The sequence below is a fragment of the Roseinatronobacter domitianus genome (assembly GCF_023336755.1).
Classification (GTDB): domain Bacteria; phylum Pseudomonadota; class Alphaproteobacteria; order Rhodobacterales; family Rhodobacteraceae; genus Roseinatronobacter; species Roseinatronobacter domitianus.
Map to the genome: position 1 here is coordinate 127062 of NZ_JALZWP010000001.1, position 26674 is coordinate 153735.

Sequence of the window (26674 nt, forward strand, 5' to 3'; positions counted from 1 at the left end):
GGTATAATGAAATGCCGCGCCGGGGCGCAAGGCCCATGGCGCGGCGGGTCATTCAGGGTGGGGTGTTATTGCTGTGGGTCGATCCAGCCGACATTGCCATCCTCGCGGCGATACACCACGTTCAGGCCGCCATGGCGTTCGTTGCGAAACACCAGCACGGGCGCATGGGCAAGTTCCATCTGCATCACGGCTTCCCCGGCAGAGAAGGAGGGGATCTTGGTCTCCATCTCGGCAATAATCATTGGTTGCAACGTGTCGGGTTCTTCCGCCGACTCGTCATCGCTTGAGGCCAGCACGTACGATGATCCACCGCCGAACTCAACCGGGGTCGTGCGGTCGCGGTGATGGTCTTTCAAGCGGCGCTTGTAGCGGCGCAACTGCTTGTCCAGCTTTTCACGGCATGATTCGAAGGCGGCGTAGATGTCATGTGCCTGCCCGCGTGCCTGTGCCGTCAGCCCGGTGGTCAGGTGCAGCGTGGCTTCGCAAACCATGTTATGCGCATCGCGGGAAAACACCACCAGGGCCTCTGTCGGGCGCTGCTGATATTTTTCGACCAGCTCGCCAAACTCGGCCTTCACATGGGTTTGCAGTGCATCACCAATGTCGATTTGTTTGCCGCTGATCTGATAGCGCATGGGCCATTCCTTCCTGATTATCGGGGTGCGCGGAGGCCGCCCCGCTTGGGTCATACTGCTCTGTCGCGGCGCGCGGTGCGGCGAGGGGTGCCGTAAGCGCGTCGCATCAGTTCAGGTATTTGGCGACAGATCGGGGGGCTTTGTCAACGGATCGCTGAGGGCAGGGTGAAAAACTCAATCAGAGGTATCAAAGCTGTCCAGCCGGAAATCGCGCCCAAGATAGACCCGGCGCACATCCTCATCGGCGACCACTTCGGCGGGGGTGCCCGCACGCAGCACGCAGCCATCATGCAGAATATAAGCGCGGTCTACGATGGCGAGGGTTTCGCGCACATTGTGATCGGTAATCAGCACGCCCAGCCCGCGTGTCTTCAGATCGGCCACAAGCGTTCGGATTTCGCCCACTGCGATCGGGTCCACCCCGGCGAAAGGTTCGTCCAGCAGCACGTAGCGCGGATTGGCGGCAAGGGCGCGGGCAATCTCTACCCGGCGACGTTCGCCGCCCGACAGCGCCAGCGCGGGCGCGTCGCGCAGATGCGTGATAGAGAATTCGGCCAGCAACTGGTCCAGCGCGGTCAGCCGTTCCGCCTTGTCTTTCAGGCGGATTTCGAGCACCGACAGGATGTTCTGCGCCACGCTCAGGCCGCGAAAGATGCTCATTTCCTGCGGCAAATAACCAAGACCCATCAGCGCACGCCGAAATAGCGGCAGCCCGGTGGCATTCTCTCCGTTCAGGTGGACGGTGCCGCCTTCGTGTTTCACGATACCGGCAATGCAATAAAAACAGGTGGTCTTGCCACAACCATTTGGTCCCAGCAGCGCCACCACCTCGCCCGGAGAGACATGCAGCGAGATGTCGCGCAGGATCATCCGTTTGCCATAGCTTTTCTGAAGCTGCGACACGTCCAGCGCGTCTTGGCCGTTTTGCGTTGTCATAGGCGATTAACGGTCGGTTTGGATGATGGTTCGCACCCGGCCTTCAAGGCGGCCCTGTCCGCTGCGCAGATTTACCGTAAGCCGGTCGCCTGACAGCACATTTGGCCCTTGTGTCAGGATCACCGATCCGTTCATCTGCACGGTGCCCGCATCAATGTCGTAGGCCGCGTTCGCGGCTTCGGCCGCTTCGACGGCGGTCACAAGCGTCACACCGCCAGAGGCTTCCAGCCGCGAAATCCGCGTGGTGTCGCCCTGCGTATAGACCACCGTGATGGTCTGCGCGGCGAGCCGCATGTCGCCCTGTCCCAGCACGGCATTGCCTGAAAACGTCGTCTGGCCTGTGGTGTTGTTGACCGTCAACGTGTCCGAGCGCACTTCGACCGGCTGGCCGCGCACGGCGTTCAGCCCAGAGAAAGATAGGCTGGTGCCTTGCGCGAACGCCGCCGGGGCAGTCGTCGCGAGGCAGGCTGCCACGAGGGTGATATGTGCGAATTTGCGCAAGTCTGCTCCTCCGGTCATTCTGGCGTGTATAACAGCCTGACATTGCCGGTAAAGGCAAGCCTATATCCGCCCTGTGGCCCACCGCTGCGGGTGAGTTCCAAGGCGTCGGCACGTATGGTGCCTGCCGGGGCCAGACCATCTACGCCGCCTGTGCCGGTCAGCCGGGTCTGGTCAAGCATGGCTGTCAGCGCGCCCAACTCCAGCACATAACCGTCGGAATTTTCCAGCATGACCGGCCCTTGGGCGGTCAGCACGCCTGCGGTCTCGTCCAGAATGGCAGTTGCGGCATCGAAACTTGCGCTGCTGGCATCGGGAAACCGCAGCAGTCCTTCGGGGTCGGTGAAATTCAGTTGTAGCGGGCCGGTGCCAACGGCTGCGGATTGCGAGCGGACGGATCCTGCGGAAATGGTCAGTGCGGTGCCGTCATCCGTGACGCTCGCAAAGCGTGCGGTGGCAATGCGGGGTTCGCGCGTCATTTGTTCGGGGTCCAGACCCGCCACACCCGGCGCGCGGGTGGGGTCCACCGAGCGCGAGACAAGAAACACGGTCATTAGCAAGACCAGCGCACTTAACGGCAAGCCAAGCCGCAGCACGCGTGTCAGTGTCTCGCGCAGGGCCGCGTTCATCAATGCGCGAAGATGTCGGTGTCGGGCCAGCCCGCAATATCGAGCGTGGCGCGGGTTGGCAGGAAGTCGAAACAGGCCTGCGCCAGATCGCGGCGGCCCTCGCGTTCCAGCATCGCATCCAGCGCGTCGCGCAGCCGGTGCAGATGCAACACATCAGAGGCGGCATAGGTTTGCTGTGCATCCGTCAGCGTGACAGCCCCCCAATCCGAGCTTTGCTGCTGCTTGGAGATGTCCACGCCCAGCAATTCCGACAGCAGGTATTTCAGCCCATGCCGGTCGGTATAGGTGCGCACCAGTTTCGAGGCGATCTTGGTGCAATAAACCGGCGCGCAGGTCACGCCGTAGCTATGCGCCATAAGCGCAATGTCGAAGCGCCCGAAATGGAACAGTTTCAGCACATCGGGATCGGCCAGCAAGCGGCACAGGTTCGGCGCCGGTTTTATCGGCAATGACACCTGCACCAGATGCGCGTTGCCATCCCCGCCTGACAATTGCACCACGCATAGTCGGTCGCGATGCGGATGCAGCCCCATCGCCTCGCAATCAATGGCCACGACCGCGCCCATGTCCAGCCCGTCGGGCAGATCGTCCTTGTAAAGATGTATCGTCATTGACCCTGCGTATCCTTTGCGTGCGCTCGCTTTACGGGGCTATGGCGAATTGTGGGCAAAATCAAGCCGGGTGCGCAAGCGGCTTGTCATGGTCAGGCCATGTTTGAGGGTTAGACTATTACAGGAAAGGACCGCGCATGGCTTGGATACTTGACCACCGCGACAGCTATTCGCCTGCTGAAACCCGGCTGGATGCTGGTATTCATGTCGCGGGCTTGGTGCTGGTAGGCTTTGGCGTGCCCCTGTTGCTGGTCATCGCGGTCATGGTCGCGTTGCAGGGCGGCGAGATGCAGCTTCTTTGGACAACCGCAATTTATGGTCTGGCCTTGGCGGCGATGATCGGGGCCTCGGCATTGTTCAACCTGCTGCGCGAGGCACGGCTGTCTTGGCTTTATCAGCGGTTGGACCACAGCGCGATTTTTCTGAAAATTGCAGGCAGCTACACACCGCTGACGTTGATCCCCGGTCAGGGGGGTGGTTTTGTTGCTCTGCTATGGCTGACGGCCTGTGCGGGGGTTGCGCTGAAACTCTATTCCCCGGTGCGGTTTCGCGGGCTTGGAATTGCGCTTTATCTGGGCATGGGCTGGGCGGGCGTCGCGATCCTGCCGCAGCTTTGGGGCAATTTGCCGCTGTCCAGTCTGGCGCTGATTCTTGCGGCGGGCGCGGTCTATACTTTGGGCGTGATATTCTATCTGGCGACACGGCTGCGCTATCACTACGCCATCTGGCATGTCTGTGTTTTGCTGGCCAGCCTGATGATCTACGCCGCCGTCCTTGCGCTTTTGGTCGCGCGCTGGGGGGAGTTGGCAGAAATTTGATTCAGATCAGTCACAAAGCGTGATTCTCGTGTTAGGGTCAGCGGCAGGTTCTCGAAGAGAGGGCGAACCATGTTCGACGATACAACCCTGGAGACACTTTACGGAGACCCTGTGCTCGCCCATAATGCGGTGGTTGCAGCCTTGGCCTGCAAGGCGCTGGAGAAGATCTGCAAGGACAGTTCCGACGAATGCGAATCCCGGCGTGTCGCCTGCTCTGCCGCGCGCAAAGCCGAACGCATCTTGCAGCGCAGCAAAATGGCGCGCTTTTAAGGCCATTGTCCAACTGGCGCTGCGGGCCGTAATCAGCCAATCTGCACCAAAGCGGAGGGGCTATGACAGTAACAGATCACGACACCATCCCTGAAATTGCTCTGGATTGGGTGCAATCCGGCGCGCGGGTTGCGCTGGCGACCGTGGTGCAGACATGGGGCTCTGCGCCGCGCCAGCCCGGCGCGCAACTGGCTATCCGCGACGATGGCACGATGATGGGTTCCGTCTCCGGTGGCTGTGTTGAGGGCGCGGTGGTCTTTGAGGCGATGGAGGCTTTGCAAGACGGAAAGCCCCGCCTGCTGACCTATGGCGTGGCCGATGAAACCGCCTTCGAGGTCGGGTTGGCCTGCGGCGGCACGATTCGCATTCTGGTCGAACCCATCGGGCCGGATGCCCCGGCACTGCACCCTGACATGCTGGCCGATCTGGTGACAGCACGCGCGGCGCGACGCCCGGTTGCGTTACTGACCGATCTTGACAGTTTTACCCGCCATCTTGTTGGGCCGGACGCGCCGGGGCTGACCGACCGCTTCCGCGCCGACCGATCCGGCCCGGACGAGGCCGGGCAGATGATAACCATCCACAACCCGCCTTTGCGTCTGGTGATCGTGGGCGCAGTGCATATCGCGCAGGCGCTGGTGCCGATGGCGCGGCTGGCAGGCTATGACCCGGTGGTGGTAGACCCGCGCGATGCGTTTGCATCCGACGCGCGCTTTCCGGGTGTCACGATCTCGCGCGACTGGCCGGATGAGGCTTTGGACGCGATCGGCCTTGATGCCCGCACCGCGGTCGTGACACTGACGCATGACAGCAAGCTGGATGACCCGGCGATTATCGCGGCCTTGCGCTCTGAGGTGTTCTACTTGGGCTGCCTTGGCTCGACCCGCACGCATGCCAAGCGGTTGGAGCGATTGCGCGATGCCAGGCTGGATGACCGCGATGTGGCCCGTATTCACGCGCCGGTGGGCCTGAATATCGGCGCGCGCACACCGTCAGAGATTGCCGTGTCCACTTTGGCGCAGATCACCCTAGCGCTGCGGGGCGCGAAGTGAGGTTCGGACCGGTTCCCTTGGCTTTGGCACACGGCGCGGTGCTGGCGCATTCTCGGGCGCTGCCCGATGGGCGTTTGCGCAAGGGCTGCACGCTTGGACCTTCGGAGATTGCGCGCCTGCGCGCCGCCGGAGTGGCCGAGGTGGTCGTGGCCCAGCCAGACCCTGCCGACATGCCGGAAGATGACGCAGCGCTTGCCGTGGCACGCGCCCTTGTGCCCGCAGACGCTGGGCTAAGTTTGCGCGCGGTTGGCACCGGGCGCGTGAACATTGTGGCCGATGGGCCGGGGCTTGTCGCGCTGGATGCGCCGGCAGTTCATGCGGTAAATGCCGTGGACCCGGCGATCACGCTGGCCACATTGCCGCCGCTGATGCGTGTCGAGCGCGGCACAATGGTCGCCACGGTCAAGATTATTCCCTATGCGGTGGCGGGGAAGGCCGTTCAACAGGCGGCACAGGCGGCGACCGATGCGTTGCGCCTGCGCCGCCCAGTTATCGCCCGCGCGGCGCTGATCCTGACCCGCGCTGGCGGGGCTGATCCCGGTGAAAAGGGCGCGCGCGTAACGCAAGACCGTTTGGCGCGGCTGGGCGTTGCGATGGACCGCGCGCGCCTGGTCGATCACAAGACCGATGCTCTGGCCGATGCCCTGCGCGCAACCGATGCGCCGCTGGTTCTGATCCTGACCGGCTCTGCCACATCCGACATGCATGACACCGCGCCCGAAGCCTTGCGCCGGGCCGGGGGGCAGGTGGCGCATTTCGGTATGCCCGTGGACCCCGGCAACCTGCTGTTTCTGGGCGATCTGAATGGCCGCCCTGTCATTGGCCTGCCCGGATGCGCCAAAAGCCCCGCACTGAACGGGGCCGATTGGGTGATGGAGCGGATCATTTGCGGGCTGACCGTCACGGCAGCCGATATCATGGCCATGGGCGTCGGTGGCTTGCTGGCTGAAATCCCCTCGCGGCCGCGCCCGCGCAGGCAGGGGGAGGGGGGCGCGCAGTAACCCGCACGCCCCGATGATTGGCCTTAAAGGCCCATGCAATTCGCGTAATAGGTCGTCGTGGCAGGCCAGTCGCTGAACACACCCACAACGCCCGCTTCCTCGCGCAGCGCGTGCAGGATTGTGAAATAATCGCCATCGGTGTCGGTCGCCGCTGTCACGCTCTGGAAATACCAACCGCCGCCAGCGGTCAGCGGGCCGGAGCGTTCCAGCGTCCAGGTGATGATCCCCAGATCAGCTTCTTGCGCGGCCTTGGCGTATGCGCTGGCGACCATGTTGCCGCTGTCGTCCAGCGTCAGAAGCATCCACATGGGCGGGGCAATATACTGCACGCCCATATCGGCCAGTTCCTGCATCGTGGGTTTGAATGTGGCGGGGTCGTTGGGGTCTATCAGCCCCTCGTCATCGTCCGATGCCTCATAGCGGTCATCCAGATAGACGGCCTGAGCGCCGAATTCGGGCGTGTTTTCGACCCAATACTTAACGTCATCCAGGTTGAAGCTTTGCAACCAGACGCGGGCAGGGTCGATCCCGGCGGCGACATATTCATCGACCAGCTTCTGCGCGTAATCAGCTTGTGAAAACCCGTTGAACGGCATTTCGACCGACGCCGATTTCAGCTCTGGCGTGAAATCCGCACCCAGCGCGTCGAACAGCGCGATCGATTCGGCATGGGTCATCAACTGGCCATCCTGAACCGAATACAGATCGGTGCGCCACTTGGCGGTGCCATCCATGTAACCCTCAACCGTGGTGGCGCGATTGTTGGCAGCATCCATCTTGCCCGTCAGCGTGCGGAACTCGGCCAGCGTGATATCGCTGGTGCGGCATTCGGCGCTTGCGTTGGTGTCACCATTCGCGGGGCTGAAAGTGCTTGTGCACCTCTCTGCCAGATCGCTTGCCAGAATATCGGTGGTTGTGTGCAGGTCGTTCTGCGCATGACGACAGACCAGTTCCAGATCGGCGGTGAAAGTTACATCGCATTCCAGAATGCCCGCGCCCATCCGCGCGGCAGCAATATTCGATTCGCGCGTGTGCTCGGGGAATTGCAGGGGCGCGCCACGGTGGCCGATGGAAAATTTGGATGCGGCTGGGGTTTGCGCCATGCACGAGGCCAGCTTGTCCTTTAGCGGGCCATCTTCCATGCGGTCGATCAGGTAGAAGGGGCGCGGGCCATAGGTCAGGCCGCCGACCATGTCCTGCGCAAGCGCGCCGGTTGCGGTGCTGGCCGCCAGACCAGCAACGATAAGGGTGGTTTTCAGGGTCATATCCAAACTCCCGTATTGTGGATGTCATTCGGATAGATGCGTTCGGTAACAGCGACGTGACGAGCGGGCGACATCTTGCCGCAAACCGCTGCGGAAGGGTGGCGGTCCTTGCTTTTATGGGTGAAAGGCGTATCTGAAGGAATAGCGAAGGAGGCGCGACAATGCCTAAGCTAGTGAAAGTCTATCTCCAGCAAATCGCCATCGGGTTCGGCCTGTCAGCGGTGTTTACCGCTATTCTGCTCTATATGAATGTGGGCAATCTGGGCCATCTGGTGTTCAATTCCAGCGACGGGCTTTTGGGCCTGTTCCTGATCTTCTTCTTCAACGGGCTTGTCTTTGCCGGTGTGCAATTCGCCATACGCATCATGCGCATGGGCTACGAAGATGATGATGACGATGATGATGATCGCGGCACGCCCATCCGCAGTTTTGACCCGGTGCCGATCCGTATTTCTTCCCAAGAGGGGCGGCGGTAAACGTGGCAGGCCCGCAGCGACCGTGGCGGCGTGAGTTTCCGAGAACCTGAAGTTCAGGTGGGCGCCAGATAACACGGCCAGGACCGTGTCAGAGCCAGCCCCCTCGGACATGCGTATAGGCCACTGGAAAAGGGCCACTCACGAGAAGAGCAGAACCTGCCACCACAACAGGTAATGTGCGTTTGCCCGGCATTCAAGCGCCATTCCGGCCTTGACCAAAGTTCTTGTTTTGTTCATCGTGCCGGATATGGCGGAATTTGGCGCAGCACCGGGGGTTTTGTTGGCGCGTGGCGTATGCCGCGCGCTTGATGGACTGGGCTTTGTCCCGATCTGCGAATACCCGGTCACACGCGGGTTGCGCGTAGATGTGCTGGGTTTGGGGCCAAAGGGCGAAGTTTGGATTGTAGAGTGCAAATCCAGCCTTGCGGATTTTCGGGCAGATCAGAAATGGCAGGGCTACTTGCCGTGGTGCGACCGTTTCTTCTGGGCGGTCGGGCCGGATTTCCCGCGCGAGGTGTTGCCAAACGGGCATGGCCTGTTCCTTGCCGATGCCTATGGCGGCGAATTGCTGCAAACCGGACCGGAAACACGGCTGCCTGCGGCGCGTCGCAAATCAGTGACGCTGGGGGTGGCGCAGGCGGCGGGACGACGCCTGCACCGGTTGACCGATCCGCAGGGGCACCCGTAGCGCCACTGCATGTTGCGGTTTATTGCAGGGCTTCGGAAAGTTCGTTGAATGCGGCGGTAAAGCCGATCAGCGACATGTTCAGATCCACGGTCTGGTCAGGTGCCGCTACGGGCACAAGCTGCCATGTGGCCCTGGCCCCGCCGCGGAACGCGTCTACCTCTGCGGCCGTGAAGCCGACGCGCGCGATACAGCCAATGGCCGTGCAGAAGGTGAATGGATACCGCTTTGCCGCACCCTGATCGACCTGCATGACAAGCTGCGCGGTCAAAAGTGTCTCCAGCGGTGTCAGGATGGTGGCACCGGCCACGGCTTCCTGCCCCGGTGGAAGCGGGAACATGGTAATTTCAGCGGTGGCATTGCCATCGGCATCCCGCAGAAGCTGATACATCTGGCAGGGGTCTTCGCCCTCTTCGGCGCGCATGCAGACCAGCTCCCAATCGCCATGGGTCGCACCGGTGTAGCTTTCCTCGCCACCGGCCGCGCCGATTACCTCTCCCGTTGACAGCTCTAGCCCCGGCGTTTGTGCGGTATCCTGCGCCATGACGGGCAGGCCCAGCATCAATGTGATCGCCATGGCGGCGGACCCCAGGGCACCAGCAGACTTGTTGTTCATGGTCATCCTCGAATTCCAGCGAATTTGCAGGCGGGATAGCATGGGGCAGGGCTCATGTCAGGCAAAAAAACCGTGCGTTCCGGATGCTCGATCGTGATGCGGCGGTTGCTTGCCATCGTTCTGACATGCCGCGTGCAGCCCCCAAGGCACAAAATGCAAATAAGGGCCCAAAAGGCCCTTATTCGTCTTGTTTTTTTATTCTCTCCCTGTCGGACCGGCCGACAATTGACGCGCAGCCTATGGCGAAAAAATTGACCCGTCAACACCTAAGATTGCGCTTTTTTTCAAGGCCCGCATCGGGTTTTGACCGGATTTTACGAAGGTCACGGCGGGCTGGAAAAAAGGCCGCACCCCCCCAGGGCGCGGCCAGTCTGACAGGGAGGAAAACACGCGCCCCGTGATGCTGTCACGCCGGACAGGGCAGGGCGCGTGTCGTCACTCTGGCATGAAAAGGTAAAGAAGCCCTTTCCAAGATCGACCGCGCTGTCCATACTTTCGATGGTTTTGAGTATCGGCGACAGGGGTTGGCAGAATGAATGAGCAAATTCAGGGGGTTTTGGTGGGTGGCGGAGGGCCGGACCAACGCGCCCCGCAAGACCTGGCTTTCAAATTCGGCAACCGTCATGGCCTGATCACGGGCGCGACCGGCACCGGCAAGACCATCACCATGCAAATCCTCGCCGAAGAATTTGCGCGCGTAGGCGTTCCGGTCTTTTTGACCGACATTAAAGGCGACGTCAGTGGCATTGCAGTTGCGGGTGAGCCGAAGGATTTCTTGTTCAAACGCGCCGACCAGATCGGGTTGGAGGGTTATCACTTTGCCGGCAACCCGACGATCCTGTGGGATTTCTTTGGCGAACATGGCCATCCCGTGCGCGCGACAATCTCTGAACTTGGCCCGCTTTTGCTGTCGCGCATGCTGGAATTGACCGAAGCGCAGGAAGGCGTCCTCAACGTGGGTTTCCGCATTGCCGATGATGAAGGACTGCCGATTCTGGATCTGGACGATCTGCGCGCGCTGCTGGTGCATCTGGGCGAACATCGGGCCGAGGTGTCGGCGCGGTATGGCAATGTGACCACCGCCAGCATTGGCGCGATCCAGCGCAAACTTCTGGTGCTGGAAAATCAGGGGGCCGCGAATTTCTTTTCCGAACCGGCGCTGGAATTATCGGACCTCATGCGCACCACACAAGATGGGCGCGGGGTTATCAGCATTTTGCATGCCGAACGGCTCATGCGCAGCCCGCGGCTTTATGCGACCTTCTTGCTGTGGCTGCTGTCAGAGTTGTTCGAGGAACTGCCAGAGGTGGGCAACCCCGACAAACCCAAGCTGGTTTTCTTCTTTGATGAGGCGCATCTGCTGTTCGACGGCGCACCCAAGGCGCTGATCGACAAGGTCGAACAGGTCGCAAGGTTGATCCGCTCCAAAGGGGTAGGGGTGTATTTCGTGACACAAAACCCCGATGATGTTCCCGATGACGTGCTGGGCCAGTTGGGCAACCGCGTGCAGCACGCGCTGCGGGCATTTACAGCGCGCGACCAGCAGGCGTTGAAACGGGCGTCGCAAACTTACCGCCCGAACCCGCGCTTCGATATTGCCGATGCAATCCGCGATGTCGGCGTGGGCGAGGCGGTGACGTCGTTTCTGGAAGGCAAAGGCGTGCCCGGCGTGGCAGAACGCACACTGATCCGACCGCCCAGCAGCCAGATGGGGCCAGTCGATGCGGCAACCCGTGCGCGGCTGATGGCGTCTTCGCCCGTGGCCGGGAAATACGACCGCGCGATCAACCGTGACAGTGCGCATGAAATGCTGGCGCGGCGCGCAGAGCTGGCGGCGGTCGCGGCCGAAGGGCCCGCGCGCGCCGACGACGACCGCGAGTTCACCTCTGCCCGACGCTATGAGCCGAACATGCCCAAGCCCCGCGCCAAGCGCGTCTCGCAGCGCGACACGCCGGTGGATGCTTTCGCCAAGTCGCTGGCGCGCCAGCTTGGCACGCGCACGGGCAAAGCCATCATGCGGGGTGTCTTGGGCGGGTTGTTCAAAGGCCGGTAAGGCGGAGCCGCGCGCGCGGCACGTACGGCACGCCCCGCGCGCGCAGCCCCTTTCGCTTGCGTTGATCCTGCGTTAAAGGCTGCGGCTTACAGCCGACGGAGCACATGTCATGAAATTCCTCGATCTTGCACGGGTCACGATCCGATCTGGCGGCGGCGGGTCCGGCTGCGTGTCGTTCCGGCGTGAGAAATTCATTGAATATGGCGGTCCCGATGGCGGCGATGGCGGGCGCGGTGGCGATGTCTGGGTAGAATGCGTGGACGGTCTGAACACGTTGATCGACTTTCGCTACCAGCAGCATTTCTTCGCCAAATCGGGTCAGGGCGGCATGGGCAAGGGCCGCACCGGGCGCGACGGTGACAGCGTGGTCTTGCGCGTGCCCGAAGGCACCGAAATTCTGGACGAGGATCAGGAAACGGTGATCGCCGACCTGACCGAAGTGGGCCAGCGCGTGCTTCTGGCCAAAGGCGGCAATGGCGGTTGGGGTAATTTACAGTTCAAATCCGCCACCAACCAAGCCCCGCGCCGCGCCAATTCCGGCCAGCCGGGTGTCGAGCGTGAAATCTGGCTGCGCTTGAAGCTGATCGCAGATGCCGGGCTTGCGGGCTTGCCGAATGCCGGGAAATCAACCTTTCTGGCCGCGACATCGAACGCGCGCCCCAAGATCGCGGATTACCCGTTTACCACGCTGCACCCGAACTTGGGTGTTGTCGGTGTGGATGCGCGCGAATTCGTCATGGCCGATATTCCGGGCCTGATTGAGGGCGCCTCCGAGGGGCGCGGGCTTGGCGACCAGTTTCTGGGCCATGTCGAACGGTGCGCGGTGTTGTTGCAGCTTGTCGATGGCACGGCAGAGGACGTGGCCGAGGATTGGCGCATCATCGACAATGAGTTGCACGCCTATTCCCCCGATGTGGCGTTGAAACCGCGCATTGTGGCGATGAACAAGATCGACGCGCTGGATGACGAAGAACGCGCCGAGAAACTGGCCGCGCTGGAAGCCATCAGCCACCGCAAGGTAATGATGTTGTCGGCGGTCTCTGGCGAAGGGGTGCAGAACGTGCTGCGCGCTTTGACGGCCCAGATAGACAAGGGCCGCGAGCAACCCGAGGATGAGGACGTATGGCAACCCTGACGCCTGCTTCCGTGTTGCACGGCGCGCGCCGCGTGGTGGTCAAGATCGGCTCTGCGCTGCTGGTAGAGGATGGCCGTTTGCGGTCCGACTGGCTGGCAGCACTTGCCGCTGATGTGGCGGGCTTGCGTGGCACTGGGGCAGAGGTGGTTATCGTCTCCTCCGGGTCGATCGCCTTGGGCCGCGCTGTGCTGGGCCTGCCGCAAGGCGCTTTGGCTTTGGAGCAAAGCCAAGCCGCCGCAGCTGTGGGTCAGATCCGCCTGGCGCGCGCCTATGAGGAAGTGTTGGCCCCGCATGGCATAACTGCGGGCCAGGTGTTGCTGACGCTGGACGACACCCATGATCGCCGCCGCTACCTGAACAGCCGCGCCACTTTGGGCACGCTTCTGGGTTTGGGCGTGCTGCCTATTGTTAACGAAAACGACACAATCGCGACCGATGAAATCCGCTATGGCGACAATGACCGGCTGGCCGCGCAGGTCGCCGTGACCATTGGCGCGGATCTGTTGGTGCTGCTGTCGGATGTCGACGGGCTTTATACCGGCAACCCGCAATCGGACCCTCAGGCACGGCATCTGCCGGTGATCGACTCTATCACCCCAGAGGTCGAGGGGATGGCGGGCGACCCTTTGTCACCTTTCAGCAAGGGTGGCATGAAGACCAAGATCATGGCCGCGCGCACTGCCACAGCGGGTGGTTGCGCAATGCTTATCGGGGCCGGGCAGGCACTTAACCCATTGGCCGCGCTTACAAACGGTGCGCGCGCGACCCTGTTTGTCGCGCAGGGCGACCCTCGCTCGGCCCGCAAGGGCTGGATTGCCGGGATGAAGCCCAAGGGGGCCGTGCATGTCGATAGCGGGGCGGCGCGCGCGCTGGCCTCCGGCAAGTCGCTTCTGCCCGCAGGTGTGGTGCGCGTGGAAGGGCAGTTTCACCGTGGCGATGCCGTAAGCATCAACGGCCCGGATGGACCGCTTGGCGTGGGGCTGGCGGGTTATGACGCCGCAGAGGCGCGCGCCATTGCAGGCCACCAATCAAGCGAGATAGAAACAATCCTGAACCATCCGGGCCGCGTGGCCCTGATACACAGAGACGAGATGGCCCTATGACCGAGATCAGCCAAGATATGCTAGATATGGGCACGCGTGCCCGCGCCGCCGCAAACCTGTTGGCCAGTGCGACGCCAAAGGCCAAGACGCAGGCGCTGATGGCCGCCGCCGATGCGCTGGATGCGACGCGCGCCGATGTGCTGGCCGCCAATGCGCAGGACATGGTCGCCGGGCGCGAAAAAGGCCTGTCCTCCGCCATGCTGGATCGCTTGTTGTTGGACGACGCGCGGATTGACGGGATCTGCGCCGCGCTGCGCGCGATTGCCGCGCAGGATGACCCTGTGGGCGCGGTCATGGCCGAATGGGACCGGCCCTCTGGCCTGCATATTCAGCGGGTGCGCACGCCTTTGGGGGTGATCGGCGTGATCTTTGAGTCGCGCCCCAATGTGACCGCCGATGCGGGGGCTTTGTGTCTGAAAGCCGGGAATGCCGTTATCCTGCGCGGCGGTTCGGAAAGCGTGCACTCTTCGCGCGCTATTCATGCGGCACTTGTGGCGGGCCTGCGGGCGGCGGGTCTGCCCGAAGACGCGATCCAGCTTGTCCAGACCACCGACCGCGCCGCCGTGGCTGACATGCTGCGCATGGTCGAACATATCGACGTGATCGTCCCGCGCGGTGGCAAAGGGTTGGTGGGGCTGGTGCAGCGCGAAGCCCGCGTGCCTGTCTTCGCGCATCTGGAGGGTATCTGCCATGTCTATGTTGATGTGGCCGCAGACCCTGCGAAAGCCCGCGCCGTTGTGGTGAACGCGAAAACCCGGCGCACCGGGATTTGTGGCGCGGCGGAATGCCTGCTGTTGCATCGTGATATCGTCAACACGCTGGGGGCCGAGATTATTGCCGACCTTGCCGCCGCAGGCGTGGAATTGCGCGTGGGCGAGGGCTTGCAGCATTTGCCGGGCACGACCCCCGCAAGTCCCGATGATTTCGGGCGCGAATTCCTCGACATGATCCTTGCCGTCGCCGTGGTCGACGATGTGGCGGGCGCGATTGCGCATATCCAGCGCTTTGGGTCCAGCCATACCGAAGCGATTATCACCGAGGATGACAGCGCCGCCGCCGAATTCTTCGCGCGTCTGGATAGCGCGATCCTGATGCGCAACGCCTCGACTCAATTCGCGGATGGGGGCGAGTTTGGCTTGGGCGGTGAGATCGGCATTGCCACCGGCAAGATGCATGCACGCGGGCCGGTGGGGGCAGAGCAGTTGACCAGTTTCAAATATCTGGTCACGGGCAACGGGACGGTGCGGGCTTAAAGCATGTTGCTCAAACGTGGGAACCGGTTTTGAGCTTCTCGAACATGCGACAGGAAAAGCTTAGCCCCGCAGCACCGCCATCGCCTCGGCCAGATCCAGCTTGCCATCATACAAAGCGCGGCCCGAAATAGCGCCGTCAAGCGCCGCGCCGCAATCGCGCAGCGCGATCAGGTCGTCCAACCGTGACACGCCGCCCGATGCGATAACCGGGATCGACACGGCCCGCGCCAGCGCCGCCGTGGCCTCTACATTCGGGCCTTGCATCGCGCCGTCGCGGTTAATGTCGGTATAAATGATCGCCGCCACGCCCGCGTCCTCGAACTGGCGGGCAAGCTCCGTCACCTCGACATTGGTTTCCTCGGCCCAGCCCTTGGTGGCGACCCTGCCATTGCGCGCATCAATCCCAACCGCCACTTGGCCCGGAAACGCGCGCGCGGCCTCGCGCACCAGATCGGGGTTTTCCACTGCCACCGTGCCAAGGATGACCCGCGCCAAGCCCTTTGTCAGCCAGCCCTCGATCGTTGCCATGTCGCGAATGCCGCCGCCCAGTTGCGCGGGCACATCCACCGCCGCCAGAATTGCGTCTACCGCGCCGCCATTCACCGGAGTGCCTGCAAATGCGCCGTTCAGGTCCACCAAATGCAGCCATTCCGCGCCTTGATCCACGAACGCGCGCGCTTGCGCTGCCGGGTCGTCACCAAAGACCGTGGCCTTTTCCATATCGCCTTTATACAGGCGCACGCATTGCCCGTCCTTCAGGTCAATCGCGGGATAAAGAATCATGGCGCGGGCCTCCTGTCTGTCTACCCCGCTGCGTTTAGCGCGCGGGCGGGCAGGGGAAAACCGCCAATCCACTTCATCTTGCCGCAAATACTCACGACGCAACGCAGGCCACAGGCGCTAGCCCTCGCCGGATTGCGCTTTCTTTGCCCAAGCGCCGCCGTCCTGCGACCAGTATTCCGCCTGCACGCCGGCCGCTGCCATTGCCTTCCATTGCGTGCGGGCATGGACGACCGCCGCCTCATCCTGCCCATCGAACAAAATCCACAGCCGTTCCAAGCCTGCAACATCTGCGGGGTCCACCTCCGCGCGATCCACGGCCATCGCGCAGACGGGATTATTCGGCGCGTCGTGCGCGGTGGTCAATAAAATGGGCTGGTCGGCGTCGTGCGGGCCACCGGCCAGCCCATGCGGCAAGAAGCTGTCCTTTGCGCCCAGCCACAAGGCGGCATCCAGCCGTTCCAGACCGGCCATGTCCCCCCCGCGCACGACCACGCGCCAGCCCGCGCCAAATGCGCGGGTCAGCAGCGTCGAAGCCGTCACCTCTACGGGATCGCGCGTCAGGTGGTAGAACATGGCCTTGCCCATGTGTCAGTCCTCGAACCGTGTGCGGATCAGCGCGTCCAGCGTCAACACGCCCCAGCCAGAGGCTCCTTTTGGCGCATGGGCGCTGTCACCTTTCGTCAGCGCCACGCCAGCAATGTCCAGATGCGCCCATGGCACCCCTTCGGGCACGAAGCGTTCCAGGAACGAGGCGGCGGTGCAGGACCCGGCGGGCCGTCCGCCCGTGTTCTTCACATCGCCCAGTCGCGAATCGATCTGGCGTTGGTATTCCGCGCCCAAGGGCATCCGCCATGCGCCTTCGCCCGCGTCGCGCGCAGCCCCAAGAATACCGTCGGCCAGCGTGTCGTCATTGCAGAACACCCCCGCGCGATCATGCCCAAGGGCGATGATGATCGCGCCTGTCAGGGTCGCAAGGTCGATCATGGCGCGCGGCTCAAATCGTTCGGCGGCGTAATGCAGCATGTCGCACAGCACCAAGCGCCCTTCGGCATCGGTGTTGATGACCTCGATCATGTCGCCCTTCATGGAGCGCACGATGTCGCCGGGTCGCTGCGCGCGCGCATCTGGCATGTTTTCAACCAAGCCCACCAGCCCGATCACATGCGCGGGGGCGCGGCGCAGCGCAAGCGCCTGCATAAGCCCGACGGTGACAGCCGCGCCGCCCATATCCATCGTCATCTCTTCCATACCTGCGCCGGGCTTCAGCGAAATGCCGCCAGTGTCGAACATCACGCCCTTGCCCAACACGCAAAGCGGCGGCCCTTCCGCGCCCTTCCAATGCATGATCGCCAGTTTCGGCGGGTTGTCAGAGGCTTGGCCCACCGCCAGCAGCGCGCGCATGCCAAGTTTCTCCATCTCGTCGCGGTCAAGGATTTCAACGCTCAGTCCGATATCAGCAAGCCCGGCGATCTGCGCCGCGAAACTTTCGGTGTTCAGCACATTGGCGGGCGCGTGAACCAGATCGCGGGTCAGATGCACCGATTGCGCGAGTGCTGTGGCGTCGTCCAGCACGGGTTTGGCCGCCTCCGGGTCTTTGACTGCACAGAGCAGGCCGCCCAATGGGCTTTTCGGGGCGGCTTTCATCGCCTCGTAGCGGTAGCTGCGCAGGGCCGCATGCAGCGCAATCTCGCGCAAGGGCAGGGTGTCGAGTGCGATCAGTGCCGCGTCCTCGCCCTGTGCCGCGCCAATGCTGTTGCCCGCGCGGCGTAGCTGGTCAGATGTGGCCTTGCGCGGCAGCCGAATGATCTGCAACGCCCGCGCAGCCAGGCCCGCGGGATAGGCCAGCGTCATCCCTTTGCCCGGTTTGAGCGCGCCAAATTCCGAACTGCCGACAGCGCGCGCGACCGCGCCACGGGTCAGCTTGTCGCAGCGTTTGGCAGCACGCGGCAGCGGGGCGTCTGGGTCGGCAAAGACCACCACGCGGCCCGGATGGGTGTCAAGGTGGTCAAGCTCTAGCGCAAGGGCGGTCAGGTTGGTCATGGGTGCTCCGGCATTTGTTTGGGGCAAAGCTAGTCCAGCGCTCCGGCGATGACCACCGCTCTTGCGAAAATGTCTGGTGCGCGTTATGGCTGTTACCGCTAACGGTTCATGTAAGGAGCACCGCCCATGACCCCCGCCCAACAAAGCGACCGCGCGCTGGAACTGTGCCGCTTGGCCCCGGTGATCCCGGTTATCGTGGTCGATGATCTGGCCCATGCGCGCCCCTTGGCAGAGGCGCTTGTCGCCGGGGGCTTGCCGGTGCTGGAAGTGACCCTGCGCACCGAGTGCGCGTTGCAGGCGATTGCCGCCATGGCAGAGGTGCCGGGTGCTGTGGTGGGCGCGGGCACGGTGCTGACCCCGGCGCATATGAAAGCCGCAAAGGACGCGGGCGCGACATTTGCGGTGTCCCCCGGTGCAACACCTGCGTTGATAGATGCGGCCCGTGTCGAAGCGGTGCCGCTTCTGCCCGGCGCGCAGACCTGTTCAGAGGTGATGGCGCTGCTGGAGCAAGGCTACCATGTGCAAAAGTTCTTTCCCGCAGAATCCATCGGCGGGGCCGGGGCGCTGAAATCCATCGGCGGGCCCTTGCCGCAAGTGACCTTCTGCCCGACCGGCGGGATCACGCCAGAGCTTGCGCCGGGCTATCTGGCGCTGGCGAACGTGGCCTGTGTGGGCGGGTCATGGGTTGCGCCGAAAGCCTTGATGCAAGCGGGCGACTGGGCGCAGATCACGGATATTGCGCGTGCCGCGGCAGGGCTGTCGCGGTAGATCGGGTTTTGGCCGCGCGTGTCCCGCGCGGTCAGCGATTGCGATACCGCGTCAAGCTATGCTGCAACTCCAGCACCGGCAGCACGTCGGGAAGGGCAAGTGCCGCTTCTGACATGAACAGAATATTGAATTGATGCCTGCGCTCGAAATCGCGGGCGACAGGCACCAGCCTGCGCGCCAGCAAATGCGCCAGCACATCATGGGCTAACCATTGCCCTTTCCAGAAAGCTGCGCTTTCGACCTCTATCATCATGAGGTCCGCGCGCTTCAGCAGCGCCTCTGCGCCGGCCAGAACCTTTTCGGACGCGCCTTCAACATCGACCCAAAGGGCGGCGCGCTCTGCCCCGGTGGCCACGCTGTCCAGCCGCAGGCCGGGAACCGTGACTGTTTCGTATTCGGCCTTCGGGTCTTCGCGCAGCATTAAAGAGGACCGGCCAGAATGCACACCCTGCGCGGAATGCCGGTCCGCAGTCAGCACCTTGAATGTGACCGGTCCGTCGCTGTCGGACAGGGCCGACAAAAGGTATTCTACCCTCAGTGCCGCGAAATTGTGGCGTTTGGCAAAGCGCGCATGGTTATGGGGGTTGCCCTCATAGGCGAGCACGCGGGCATCGGGCAGCAAGTGCCGGGCACGCCGCGCGCCCGACCCGTCATGCGCGCCGGCCTCGATGAACACATCGGGCGCGACGACCGGCAACAACGCAAAGAACATCTTGCGCAGATCGGCGGCAGAACGTGCCCGGTCTGCGCGGTCGCGCAGGTCGTAAAGCGATGCGCGCGCGCTCAGTTGTGCAAGCGCCTGTCCGGGTGTCATGATGTTTCCTTCACTGGTCGCGCGCCAGATTGAGCAGGGGCGTGCGTGCGGTCAACCCCTCTTGCGTCCATGCCGGAAACCGTCTAAGCGACACGCACTTCACAGGTGGGGGTCGGGCCGCGCGGGCAGAAAAATCCGCAACGGTCCACCGGTTGAGGCTTTGGCCTTGAAACCCCCCACTCAGGCGCAAACCGGAAAGGAACACGTTATGGCGCTTCCCGATTTCTCGATGCGGCAGCTTTTGGAAGCTGGCGTTCACTTTGGCCACCAGACGCAGCGCTGGAACCCGCGCATGGGTCCGTATATCTACGGCGAGCGTAACGGCATCCACATCATGGATCTGACGCAGACTGTGCCGCTGCTGGACGCAGCGCTGAATGTCATTCGCGAAACCGTCTCCAAGGGTGGCCGCGTGCTGTTCGTCGGCACCAAGCGCCAGGCCTCCAAGGCCGTGGCTGACGCCGCTGACCGCTCCGCGCAGTTCTACATGAACCACCGCTGGCTGGGCGGCACGCTGACCAACTGGAAAACCGTGTCGCAGTCGATCCAGCGCCTGAAAGCTCTGGACGAAAAGTTGGAAGGTGGCGCCGAAGGTCTGACCAAGAAAGAACGTCTTGGCATGGAACGCGAACAGGCCAAGCTGCAAGCATCGCTTGGTGGCATCCGCGAAATGGGCGGCCTGCCGAACCTGCTCTTCGTGATCGACGTGAACAAGGAAGACCTCGCCATTCAGGAAGCCAAGAAGCTGGGCATTCCGGTTGTGGCCGTGGTTGACACCAACTGCTCGCCCGATGGCGTTGATTACATCATCCCCGGCAATGACGACGCAGCACGCGCGATTGCGCTGTATTGCGATCTGGTCAGCCGCGCGGCACTCGACGGCATGACCGCGCAGATGGGCGCGGCGGGTATCGACCTTGGTGCGTTGGAAGAAGCGCCGGTCGAAGAGGCTCTGGCCGAAGACGCCCCCGCCGAAGCCACGACCGAGACAGAAGCCCAAGGCTGATCGTCTACTGTCAGGATCTGACATGATACTGTGACAGGGGCGCTGTATGCCCCCTGTCACATCCTTGATATTCAGGAGTGAGAAACATGGCAATCACCGCAGCAATGGTGAAGGAACTGCGCGAATCCACCGGCGCAGGCATGATGGACGCGAAGAAAGCACTGACCGAGACGGGCGGCGACATGGAAGCGGCAACCGATTGGTTGCGCACCAAGGGTCTGGCCAAGGCCGCCAAGAAATCGGGCCGCACGGCTGCCGAAGGTCTGGTTGCCGTTGCCGTCGAAGGCGGCAAGGGTGTTGCGGTTGAAGTGAACTCGGAAACCGATTTCGTCGCCAAGAACGCCGAATTCCAGTCGATGGTCGCAGGCATTGCCACCACCGCGTTGACCGCCTCGGATGTAGACGCGCTGGCCGCCGCCGATATGGGCGGCAAGCCCGTTTCGACCGTGCTGACCGACGCGATTGCGAAAATCGGCGAGAACATGACCCTGCGCCGCATGGCCATGATCGAGGGTGAGACGGTTGTCTCTTACGTCCATAATGCCGCGACCGATGGCATGGGCAAGATCGGCGTGCTGGTCGCCATGTCCGGCGGTGACGCCGGGTTCGGCAAGCAGGTCGCCATGCATATCGCCGCAACCAACCCGGCATCGCTGGATGAAGCCTCGCTGGACCCGGCGATTGTCGAAAAGGAAAAGCAGGTCCAGATCGACATCGCGCGCGAATCGGGCAAGCCAGAGAACATCATCGAGAACATGATCGTCGGCCGCATGAAGAAATTCATGGCCGAGGTCACGCTGATGGGCCAGGCCTTCGTCATCAACCCCGACCTGACCGTGGCGCAAGCCGCTGCTGAGGCGGGCGCGACGATCACCGGCTTTGTCCGTATGGAGGTCGGCGAAGGGATCGAGAAGAAAGAAGAAAACTTCGCCGAGGAAGTGGCGAAGATGCAGGGCTAAGAGCAATTTCAGAAAAAGTTGACAGACTTTTTCGGTTCGAAATTGCGAAGAGAAGACTCTTCTCTGGTTTCATTGGAAGATTGGCGGCGCTCCGAGGGATCGGAGCGCCGTTTTTTGGTTCGATTTTGAGTTTAGAAACCCCTGTAACTTGCATTGCTCGGAGATACCGGGCAAGTTATTCCATGGATTTGCAGAGCGTTTTTAATTGTTTTAAGAGGTGTTTTGTTTGTCGGGCCTAATGTGATTCCGCGAATAGCCTCTACAGGAATTTTAAATTTAACGAATGGCGACAAAACACCACGGCTCTCTCTGAATTCAACACCTTTGATTTTTGAAACGGATTCAAAGGTAAATAGCCTCCATTCACGCTCTTCAGCAAATGCTTCATTCTTGATCGTAAAAAGTAATCTTGTAGCATTTTTTTGTTGCTTGAACTTTTCTCGTGTATAGGCCAACTGACGATCACCGATCCCATCCGGATATTCTTTATATTTTTCAGCGTCTTCCCCAAAAGCGTCGTTGAGTATCCTAATGACTTCGTTGGACTGCTTATTGTCTTTGTGACCATAGTATACCTTGGACATTGTCAGCGGCAGCGTTTCTGTCGAGTTCGATGCAAGCGCTGTCAAAGCTTCTTTGTCAAATGATATTGAAAATCCAGTTCCATCTGCCGCGTAACCTCTCCACTGGCTTAATAAGTCGCGCTCTTCTGAGAAGCAGGTTCCTAAAGCAACATACATGTCTAAGATCGTCTCAACAGCAAATCGTGCGCCTTTCTTTTTGAGCGTTTTATCTTGGTCCTTGGAGCGGTCGAACAACTCTAGCCATTTTCGAAGCATCCAAGTTCCCTCTAGATGATCGTTTGACTGAGAAAGCGCTGTGAGCCAGATTTCTTTATTCTTGATAAATGACAAGAAAACCGATGCCGAACAATAATGATGAACTTGGCCTACCATTCCTCAATGCGCCTCCGCCCAACTCTCGCCAACCCCTGCATCCACCACCAGCGGCACGTCGAGCGTCACCACGGGTGCTGCGGCCCCTTCCATCACCGCGCGCACCACGTCGATCACCTCGTCCACCGCGCCCTCTTCCACCTCGAACACCAGTTCGTCATGCACCTGTAGCAGCATCCGCGCGGGCAGGCCCGCTATCGCATCCGGCACCCGCACCATGGCGCGGCGGATGATGTCGGCGGCGGTGCCCTGGATGGGCGCGTTGATTGCCGCGCGCCGCGCGAAACCTGCCGCCGGGCCTTTGGCGGTAATCTCTGGCGTGTGGATGCGCCGCCCGAACAGGGTCTCCACCCGGCCATGGGTTTTTGCAAACGCGACCGTGTCATCCATATAGGCGCGGATGCCGGGGAAACGCTCGAAATACCGGTCGATGAAGCCCTGCGCGTCGGCGCGCGGAATGCGCAGGTTGCGGGCAAGGCCAAAGCCCGAAATGCCGTAGATCACCCCGAAATTGATCGCCTTGGCCTGACGGCGAATTTCGGGCGTCATCTGGTCCATCGGCACGTCGAACATTTCCGACGCGGTCATGGCGTGAATGTCCTGCCCCTCGCGGAAGGCTGCTTTCAGCGCGTCGATGCCCGCGATATGGGCAAGGATGCGCAGTTCGATCTGGCTGTAGTCCAGCGCGACCAGCTTGTGCCCTTCGGCGGCAACAAAAGCCGTGCGGATGCGGCGGCCTTCTTCCGACCGTATGGGGATGTTCTGCAGGTTCGGATCGGTCGAGGAGAGCCGCCCCGTGACCGCGCCCGTAATCACATAGGACGTGTGCACGCGCCCCGTATCGGGGTGGATGTGGTCTTGCAGCGCGTCCGTGTAGGTCGATTTCAACTTGGAGAGCGAGCGCCAATCCAGAACGCGGGCGGGCAGGTCGTGGCCCTCTGCCGCCAGATCCTCCAGAATATCTGCGCCGGTGGCATAGGCGCCGGTCTTGCCCTTCTTGCCGCCCTCCAGCGACATCTTGTCGAACAGGATTTCGCCAAGCTGCTTGGGGCTGCCGACATTGAAAGTCTCGCCCGCAAGCTCATGGATTTCCGCCTCCAGCCCCGCCATTTTCTGCGCGAAAGCGTTCGACATGCGCGACAGGATATCGCGGTCCACCTTGATGCCAGTGCGCTCCATCTGCGCCAGAACGGGGACAAGCGGGCGCTCCAGTGTTTCATAGACGCGCGTCACCTTTGAGGCGTGCAGGCGCGGTTTGAACATCTGCCACAGGCGCAGGGTGATGTCGGCGTCTTCAGCCGCGTATTTGACCGCATCGTCAATCGGCACGCGGTCGAAGGTGATGGCGGATTTGCCGGTTCCCAGCAGTGTTTTGATGGCGATGGGGGCGTGGTTCAGATAGCGGTCCGAGAGCGCATCCATGCCGTGCCCGTGCAAACCGCCATTGAGCGCGTAGCTCATCAGCATGGTGTAGTCGATGGGCGCGACATTTATGCCGTAGCCTGCAAAAATCTTGGCATCGTATTTCATGTTCTGCCCAATTTTCAGGATGCCCGGGTCTTCCAGCAGGGGTTTGAGGGCGGCGAGTGCATCGGCCATCGGGATTTGGCCTTCGGTCAGTGCCGGGTCATCGAACAACCCGTCGCCGCCTGCGCGGTGGGCCAGCGGGATATAGGCGGCATGACCGGCTTCCACACACAAGGACACGCCGACCAGATCGGCGCGCATCTCGTCCAGGGCGGTGGTTTCGGTGTCGACCGCTACAAAGCCACGCGCATAGGCGGCGTCGATCCATGTTTGAAGCGCGGCCATGTCGCGCACAGGCTCGTATTTCGCATCTGCAAAGGCCGGGGCTTTGGGCGCATCCGGCTGCAATGCCGTGGCCGCGTCGGGCAGGGCGGGTGCGTCCGCCCCAAGCGTGTCGGCAATGCGGCGGGTGAGGGTGCGGAACTCCATCTGGTTCAGGAACCCCAGCAGGGTCTCTGCATCGGGCTTGCGCACCGCCAGATCGTCCAAGCCGAAGGTGATCGGTGTCCGGTCATCCAGCCGGACAAGGGATTTGGACAGGCGCACGGCCTCTTCGGCTTCGGCCACTTTGGGGGCGATGGTGCGCAGCACCTTCAGCCGCTCGCGCATGGTGACAAGCTGCTTTGCGGCCTCGTTGCCGCTTGTGGCCAGATCGGCCAGTTCTGCGGGTGACAGGTCCGTTCCGACATCCGCCCCAGACAGTGCCGCGACAATCGCGGCTGCATCGGCCTTGGAGCCCAACTTGACCTTGCGCTCCAGCTTGCCTTCGACCTCTGTCACATAGGCGTCGATCTGGTCTGCCAGTTCCGTCAGCGCCGCTTCGCGCGTGCCTTCGTCAAAGAGCCTGTCCACCGGGCCAATGGCTTGTAACAGCAAGGACGCAGTTGCTGCGCCAACGCCACGCACACCGGGAATGTTGTCCACGCTGTCGCCTGCGATGGCTTGCAGGTCGATCATCAATTCCGGCCCAACGCCGAACCATTCGACCACGCCACCTCGGTCCACAAGCTGGTCAGGTTTGCCCTGCATTCCGGGGCGGATCATCGACACATTTGCATTCACAAGCTGCGCCAAGTCCTTGTCGCCGCTGATGATTGTGACGCGCCCGCCTGCCTCAACCGCTTGTCGCGCGAGCGTGGCGATGATGTCATCGGCCTCATAGCCTTCCAACTCTTCGCAGGCGATGTTGAAGGCGCGCGTGGCTTCGCGCGTCAACGGTATCTGGGGCCGCAGGTCTTCGGGCATGTCGGGGCGGTGGCCCTTGTAGTCCGAATACAGATCATTGCGGAACGTGTGGCTGCCCTTGTCGAAAATCACCGCCACATGGGTGGGCGCATCCGGCCCCTTGTTGCCTTCGACATAGCGCCACAGCATGTTGCAAAAGCCCGCAACAGCCCCAACCGGCGCCCCGTCGGACTTGCGCGACAGCGGCGGTAGCGCGTGATAGGCGCGGAAAATATAGGCAGAGCCGTCGATCAAATGCAGGTGGCTGTCCTTGCCGAATGTCATCTTGCGCGGCTCCTGTCGGTTGGGCATGTTGGCCCTGATTATATTTGGTCAAAGGTATTTCACATGCGACTTCTCTGTTCAATCGCGACTCTGTGTGCGTGGGCTGTGGCAGCCCCGGCGATGGAGCTGCCCGACTGCCCGCTGATCCCCGGCAGCCCCGACAGTTGCAGCCCCATCGTGGCCTGTATGCCGGGCGAGGGGACGTATTTCGTAGGCCGCGCGATTGGCTGGGACGAGGGCACGCTGTCGGGTGTGACCAATGACGGCACCAGTTGCATCGGCACTTGGCGTGTGACCGGCCTTGGCGTGGGGCTGGCGCGGTTTGCCTGCGATGACGGGTTGGAAGGGCGGCTGGTTTACTATTACCAGGACGGCGAAACCGGTACCACGCATGGGCGCGGCTTAATCAGCGGTTTTGGCTATGTCGAGGCATGGTCGGGCCATAATATCGAACAGTTCCTCGACCAGACAGGCCGCCGGGTAGATGGCGCGTTGATGTGCGGCGCGACGCCTATGCTGATGAGTTAGCGGTGCCGAAACGGCGCTGCATGGCATTGGATCGCAGCATATAGACCGACAAAGCGATATATGTGCTGAATTCGACCAGCATAATCAGAACGCCGGTTGTGCCACCGCCAAATGCGCCAAAATCGGTGACTTCGACAAAACAGAGTGTTGCCAGAACGGCATACATGGTGATCGTTGCGTGCCGGGTCGGGGGCCATTTGGCTAGATAGCCGAACAGGAACACTGCCCCTGTCAGCAGGATCGCGAAGAAATGCGCAAACTGCAAACCTGCGGGAAACTGGCTGTTTTGCAGGCCGATGCTTATGACGGGGACCACGTATTCCAGCAGCCCCAGAATGCCCCAGCCCATAAGCAGCCCGGAAATGACCAGCAGCAGGCCGGGCAGGACACGGTCAAGCGCGGTCACAGGGCAGGTCCGGTTTCGGTGGGTTTGCCGGCACGCTGTTGACGGGGCGGGTTGCCCACGTGATGAGCTGGCCGCAGGGGTCAGGCCGCGTCATCTGCGAAATCGGCATGGATGAAGCGCTTGTCGCAATAGGGGCATTCGACCACGCCCGTGTCATGCGATACCGACAGCCACACGCGCGGGTGTCCCAACGCGCCTTCGCCCCCATCGCAGGCCACGCGCATGGCATTCACGATTTCGGTTTCCGGGGCATCATGGGCCAATGGGTTGGGTGCGGTCATGGGGCTGTCCTTGTCGCTGGCGGCGCGCTGGCCTAGGTATGTCACGACCATAACAAATCGG

General features: G+C 62.0%; 29 protein-coding genes and 1 other RNA gene. 14 read left to right on the forward strand and 16 right to left on the reverse strand.

Annotation, left to right across the window (positions count from 1 at the left end):
- Positions 1-65 precede the first annotated feature (65 nt).
- From hpf to M3N55_RS00645, 5 genes are all read right to left on the reverse strand, one after another.
- Positions 66-635, reverse strand: coding sequence for a ribosome hibernation-promoting factor, HPF/YfiA family (gene hpf / locus M3N55_RS00625; protein WP_249055401.1), 570 nt, complete (start codon positions 633-635; stop codon positions 66-68).
- A 174-nt stretch (positions 636-809) separates the two neighbouring features.
- Complete coding sequence (gene lptB, locus M3N55_RS00630) at positions 810-1571, reverse strand: LPS export ABC transporter ATP-binding protein (RefSeq protein WP_249055404.1); 762 nt, start codon at positions 1569-1571, stop codon at positions 810-812.
- Between the two features lie 6 nt (positions 1572-1577).
- Positions 1578-2072 (reverse strand): LptA/OstA family protein, encoded by a 495-nt coding sequence (locus M3N55_RS00635; RefSeq protein ID WP_249055407.1) that lies wholly within the window; start codon positions 2070-2072, stop codon positions 1578-1580.
- Between the two features lie 14 nt (positions 2073-2086).
- Positions 2087-2698: a hypothetical protein gene (locus tag M3N55_RS00640; RefSeq protein ID WP_249055409.1), complete on the reverse strand. Its 612-nt coding sequence runs from the start codon at positions 2696-2698 to the stop codon at positions 2087-2089.
- A complete protein-coding gene (locus tag M3N55_RS00645; RefSeq protein WP_249055411.1) occupies positions 2698-3309 on the reverse strand; it encodes a ribonuclease D in 612 nt (203 codons plus the stop codon). Before M3N55_RS00645 ends, M3N55_RS00640 begins: the two co-directional genes overlap by 1 nt.
- 137 nt (positions 3310-3446) lie before the next feature.
- On the opposite strand from M3N55_RS00645, the gene trhA reads away from it, so the two are divergent.
- The 4 genes from trhA to M3N55_RS00665 all read left to right on the forward strand — a co-directional run bounded on the left by trhA (position 3447) and on the right by M3N55_RS00665 (position 6450).
- Positions 3447-4127 (forward strand): PAQR family membrane homeostasis protein TrhA, encoded by a 681-nt coding sequence (trhA, locus tag M3N55_RS00650; RefSeq protein WP_249055414.1) that lies wholly within the window; start codon positions 3447-3449, stop codon positions 4125-4127.
- Positions 4128-4196: 69 nt separating this feature from the next.
- A complete protein-coding gene (locus tag M3N55_RS00655) occupies positions 4197-4397 on the forward strand; it encodes a hypothetical protein (RefSeq protein ID WP_249055416.1) in 201 nt (66 codons plus the stop codon).
- Between the two features lie 62 nt (positions 4398-4459).
- Positions 4460-5449: an XdhC family protein gene (locus tag M3N55_RS00660; protein ID WP_249055419.1), complete on the forward strand. Its 990-nt coding sequence runs from the start codon at positions 4460-4462 to the stop codon at positions 5447-5449.
- Positions 5446-6450, forward strand: coding sequence for a molybdopterin-binding protein (locus M3N55_RS00665; RefSeq protein ID WP_249055420.1), 1005 nt, complete (start codon positions 5446-5448; stop codon positions 6448-6450). Before M3N55_RS00660 ends, M3N55_RS00665 begins: the two co-directional genes overlap by 4 nt.
- Before the next feature lie 23 nt (positions 6451-6473).
- Here the strand turns inward: M3N55_RS00665 and M3N55_RS00670 are convergent, their stop codons facing one another.
- On the reverse strand, positions 6474-7715 hold the full coding sequence (locus M3N55_RS00670) for a glycerophosphodiester phosphodiesterase family protein (RefSeq protein ID WP_249055423.1): 1242 nt from the start codon (positions 7713-7715) through the stop codon (positions 6474-6476).
- A 161-nt stretch (positions 7716-7876) separates the two neighbouring features.
- On the opposite strand from M3N55_RS00670, the gene M3N55_RS00675 reads away from it, so the two are divergent.
- Positions 7877-8191: a hypothetical protein gene (locus M3N55_RS00675; protein ID WP_249055425.1), complete on the forward strand. Its 315-nt coding sequence runs from the start codon at positions 7877-7879 to the stop codon at positions 8189-8191.
- A gap of 4 nt (positions 8192-8195) precedes the next feature.
- Here the strand turns inward: M3N55_RS00675 and ssrS are convergent.
- Positions 8196-8350: non-coding RNA, 6S RNA (ssrS, locus tag M3N55_RS16830), on the reverse strand.
- Positions 8351-8438: 88 nt separating this feature from the next.
- Here ssrS and M3N55_RS00680 point away from each other — a divergent pair.
- Positions 8439-8879, forward strand: a complete 441-nt coding sequence (locus tag M3N55_RS00680; RefSeq protein WP_249055889.1) for an MmcB family DNA repair protein — start codon at positions 8439-8441, stop codon at positions 8877-8879.
- 19 nt (positions 8880-8898) lie between these two features.
- Here the strand turns inward: M3N55_RS00680 and M3N55_RS00685 are convergent, their stop codons facing one another.
- Positions 8899-9498 carry an invasion associated locus B family protein gene (locus tag M3N55_RS00685; protein WP_249055426.1) on the reverse strand — a complete coding sequence of 200 codons (600 nt, stop codon included), beginning with the start codon at positions 9496-9498 and terminating at the stop codon, positions 8899-8901.
- A 526-nt stretch (positions 9499-10024) separates the two neighbouring features.
- On the opposite strand from M3N55_RS00685, the gene M3N55_RS00690 reads away from it, so the two are divergent.
- The 4 genes from M3N55_RS00690 to M3N55_RS00705 all read left to right on the forward strand — a co-directional run bounded on the left by M3N55_RS00690 (position 10025) and on the right by M3N55_RS00705 (position 15036).
- Positions 10025-11545 carry a helicase HerA-like domain-containing protein gene (locus tag M3N55_RS00690; protein ID WP_249055428.1) on the forward strand — a complete coding sequence of 507 codons (1521 nt, stop codon included), beginning with the start codon at positions 10025-10027 and terminating at the stop codon, positions 11543-11545.
- A 109-nt stretch (positions 11546-11654) separates the two neighbouring features.
- The gene (obgE, locus tag M3N55_RS00695; RefSeq protein ID WP_249055430.1) at positions 11655-12680 is read left to right on the forward strand and encodes a GTPase ObgE; all 1026 of its coding nucleotides are present in this window, start codon (positions 11655-11657) and stop codon (positions 12678-12680) included.
- Positions 12668-13783, forward strand: coding sequence for a glutamate 5-kinase (gene proB / locus M3N55_RS00700; RefSeq protein WP_249055431.1), 1116 nt, complete (start codon positions 12668-12670; stop codon positions 13781-13783). Before obgE ends, proB begins: the two co-directional genes overlap by 13 nt.
- Complete coding sequence (locus M3N55_RS00705; protein ID WP_249055433.1) at positions 13780-15036, forward strand: glutamate-5-semialdehyde dehydrogenase; 1257 nt, start codon at positions 13780-13782, stop codon at positions 15034-15036. Before proB ends, M3N55_RS00705 begins: the two co-directional genes overlap by 4 nt.
- A gap of 60 nt (positions 15037-15096) precedes the next feature.
- Here the strand turns inward: M3N55_RS00705 and hisA are convergent, their stop codons facing one another.
- The 3 genes from hisA to M3N55_RS00720 form a co-directional block, all read right to left on the reverse strand.
- On the reverse strand, positions 15097-15819 hold the full coding sequence (gene hisA, locus M3N55_RS00710; protein ID WP_249055435.1) for a 1-(5-phosphoribosyl)-5-[(5-phosphoribosylamino)methylideneamino]imidazole-4-carboxamide isomerase: 723 nt from the start codon (positions 15817-15819) through the stop codon (positions 15097-15099).
- Positions 15820-15936: 117 nt separating this feature from the next.
- A complete protein-coding gene (locus M3N55_RS00715; protein WP_249055437.1) occupies positions 15937-16404 on the reverse strand; it encodes a DNA polymerase III subunit chi in 468 nt (155 codons plus the stop codon).
- 3 nt (positions 16405-16407) lie between these two features.
- Positions 16408-17859 (reverse strand): leucyl aminopeptidase, encoded by a 1452-nt coding sequence (locus M3N55_RS00720; RefSeq protein ID WP_249055439.1) that lies wholly within the window; start codon positions 17857-17859, stop codon positions 16408-16410.
- A gap of 126 nt (positions 17860-17985) precedes the next feature.
- Between M3N55_RS00720 and eda the strand changes: the two genes are divergently transcribed.
- Positions 17986-18627, forward strand: coding sequence for a bifunctional 4-hydroxy-2-oxoglutarate aldolase/2-dehydro-3-deoxy-phosphogluconate aldolase (gene eda, locus M3N55_RS00725; RefSeq protein ID WP_249055440.1), 642 nt, complete (start codon positions 17986-17988; stop codon positions 18625-18627).
- Positions 18628-18658: 31 nt separating this feature from the next.
- Here eda and M3N55_RS00730 read toward each other — a convergent pair whose 3' ends face one another.
- The gene (locus tag M3N55_RS00730; RefSeq protein ID WP_249055442.1) at positions 18659-19441 is read right to left on the reverse strand and encodes an FkbM family methyltransferase; all 783 of its coding nucleotides are present in this window, start codon (positions 19439-19441) and stop codon (positions 18659-18661) included.
- Positions 19442-19649: 208 nt separating this feature from the next.
- On the opposite strand from M3N55_RS00730, the gene rpsB reads away from it, so the two are divergent.
- Together rpsB and tsf are read left to right on the forward strand one after the other, a co-directional pair.
- On the forward strand, positions 19650-20447 hold the full coding sequence (rpsB, locus tag M3N55_RS00735; protein WP_249055444.1) for a 30S ribosomal protein S2: 798 nt from the start codon (positions 19650-19652) through the stop codon (positions 20445-20447).
- 86 nt (positions 20448-20533) lie between these two features.
- Entirely contained in the window at positions 20534-21406 is an 873-nt protein-coding gene (gene tsf, locus M3N55_RS00740) for a translation elongation factor Ts (RefSeq protein WP_249055446.1), read from the forward strand.
- Between the two features lie 131 nt (positions 21407-21537).
- Here tsf and M3N55_RS00745 read toward each other — a convergent pair whose 3' ends face one another.
- Both M3N55_RS00745 and polA read right to left on the reverse strand, forming a co-directional pair.
- Positions 21538-22362: a DUF2971 domain-containing protein gene (locus M3N55_RS00745; protein WP_249055447.1), complete on the reverse strand. Its 825-nt coding sequence runs from the start codon at positions 22360-22362 to the stop codon at positions 21538-21540.
- Positions 22363-22365: 3 nt separating this feature from the next.
- The gene (gene polA / locus M3N55_RS00750) at positions 22366-25398 is read right to left on the reverse strand and encodes a DNA polymerase I (protein WP_249055449.1); all 3033 of its coding nucleotides are present in this window, start codon (positions 25396-25398) and stop codon (positions 22366-22368) included.
- Between the two features lie 63 nt (positions 25399-25461).
- Between polA and M3N55_RS00755 the strand changes: the two genes are divergently transcribed.
- A complete protein-coding gene (locus tag M3N55_RS00755) occupies positions 25462-25926 on the forward strand; it encodes a hypothetical protein (RefSeq protein ID WP_249055451.1) in 465 nt (154 codons plus the stop codon).
- On the opposite strand, the gene M3N55_RS00760 is transcribed toward M3N55_RS00755, so the two are convergent.
- Together M3N55_RS00760 and M3N55_RS00765 are read right to left on the reverse strand one after the other, a co-directional pair.
- Positions 25910-26332, reverse strand: coding sequence for a hypothetical protein (locus M3N55_RS00760; RefSeq protein WP_249055452.1), 423 nt, complete (start codon positions 26330-26332; stop codon positions 25910-25912). The two genes, M3N55_RS00755 and M3N55_RS00760, sit on opposite strands and share 17 nt — an antisense overlap.
- 80 nt (positions 26333-26412) lie before the next feature.
- Positions 26413-26595 carry a zinc-finger domain-containing protein gene (locus M3N55_RS00765; RefSeq protein ID WP_249055891.1) on the reverse strand — a complete coding sequence of 61 codons (183 nt, stop codon included), beginning with the start codon at positions 26593-26595 and terminating at the stop codon, positions 26413-26415.
- Between the last annotated feature and the right edge of the window lie 79 nt (positions 26596-26674).

Bases quoted from the DNA above. Each gene is read 5' to 3' on its own strand.
- M3N55_RS00660 (WP_249055419.1), top strand. From the start codon at position 4,460: ATGACAGTAACAGATCACGACACCATCCCTGAAATTGCTCTGGATTGG.
- eda (WP_249055440.1), top strand. From the start codon at position 17,986: ATGACCCCCGCCCAACAAAGCGACCGCGCGCTGGAACTGTGCCGCTTG.
- M3N55_RS00670 (WP_249055423.1), bottom strand. From the start codon at position 7,715: ATGACCCTGAAAACCACCCTTATCGTTGCTGGTCTGGCGGCCAGCACC.
- M3N55_RS00745 (WP_249055447.1), bottom strand. From the start codon at position 22,362: ATGGTAGGCCAAGTTCATCATTATTGTTCGGCATCGGTTTTCTTGTCA.
- M3N55_RS00680 (WP_249055889.1), top strand. From the start codon at position 8,439: ATGGCGGAATTTGGCGCAGCACCGGGGGTTTTGTTGGCGCGTGGCGTA.
- M3N55_RS00675 (WP_249055425.1), top strand. From the start codon at position 7,877: ATGCCTAAGCTAGTGAAAGTCTATCTCCAGCAAATCGCCATCGGGTTC.
- M3N55_RS00640 (WP_249055409.1), bottom strand. From the start codon at position 2,698: ATGAACGCGGCCCTGCGCGAGACACTGACACGCGTGCTGCGGCTTGGC.
- rpsB (WP_249055444.1), top strand. From the start codon at position 19,650: ATGGCGCTTCCCGATTTCTCGATGCGGCAGCTTTTGGAAGCTGGCGTT.
- lptB (WP_249055404.1), bottom strand. From the start codon at position 1,571: ATGACAACGCAAAACGGCCAAGACGCGCTGGACGTGTCGCAGCTTCAG.
- hpf (WP_249055401.1), bottom strand. From the start codon at position 635: ATGCGCTATCAGATCAGCGGCAAACAAATCGACATTGGTGATGCACTG.
- hisA (WP_249055435.1), bottom strand. From the start codon at position 15,819: ATGATTCTTTATCCCGCGATTGACCTGAAGGACGGGCAATGCGTGCGC.
- polA (WP_249055449.1), bottom strand. From the start codon at position 25,398: ATGACATTCGGCAAGGACAGCCACCTGCATTTGATCGACGGCTCTGCC.
- obgE (WP_249055430.1), top strand. From the start codon at position 11,655: ATGAAATTCCTCGATCTTGCACGGGTCACGATCCGATCTGGCGGCGGC.
- M3N55_RS00755 (WP_249055451.1), top strand. From the start codon at position 25,462: ATGCGACTTCTCTGTTCAATCGCGACTCTGTGTGCGTGGGCTGTGGCA.
- M3N55_RS00720 (WP_249055439.1), bottom strand. From the start codon at position 17,859: ATGACCAACCTGACCGCCCTTGCGCTAGAGCTTGACCACCTTGACACC.
- trhA (WP_249055414.1), top strand. From the start codon at position 3,447: ATGGCTTGGATACTTGACCACCGCGACAGCTATTCGCCTGCTGAAACC.
- M3N55_RS00645 (WP_249055411.1), bottom strand. From the start codon at position 3,309: ATGACGATACATCTTTACAAGGACGATCTGCCCGACGGGCTGGACATG.
- tsf (WP_249055446.1), top strand. From the start codon at position 20,534: ATGGCAATCACCGCAGCAATGGTGAAGGAACTGCGCGAATCCACCGGC.
- M3N55_RS00730 (WP_249055442.1), bottom strand. From the start codon at position 19,441: ATGACACCCGGACAGGCGCTTGCACAACTGAGCGCGCGCGCATCGCTT.
- M3N55_RS00690 (WP_249055428.1), top strand. From the start codon at position 10,025: ATGAATGAGCAAATTCAGGGGGTTTTGGTGGGTGGCGGAGGGCCGGAC.
- M3N55_RS00685 (WP_249055426.1), bottom strand. From the start codon at position 9,498: ATGACCATGAACAACAAGTCTGCTGGTGCCCTGGGGTCCGCCGCCATG.
- proB (WP_249055431.1), top strand. From the start codon at position 12,668: ATGGCAACCCTGACGCCTGCTTCCGTGTTGCACGGCGCGCGCCGCGTG.
- M3N55_RS00655 (WP_249055416.1), top strand. From the start codon at position 4,197: ATGTTCGACGATACAACCCTGGAGACACTTTACGGAGACCCTGTGCTC.
- M3N55_RS00705 (WP_249055433.1), top strand. From the start codon at position 13,780: ATGACCGAGATCAGCCAAGATATGCTAGATATGGGCACGCGTGCCCGC.
- M3N55_RS00715 (WP_249055437.1), bottom strand. From the start codon at position 16,404: ATGGGCAAGGCCATGTTCTACCACCTGACGCGCGATCCCGTAGAGGTG.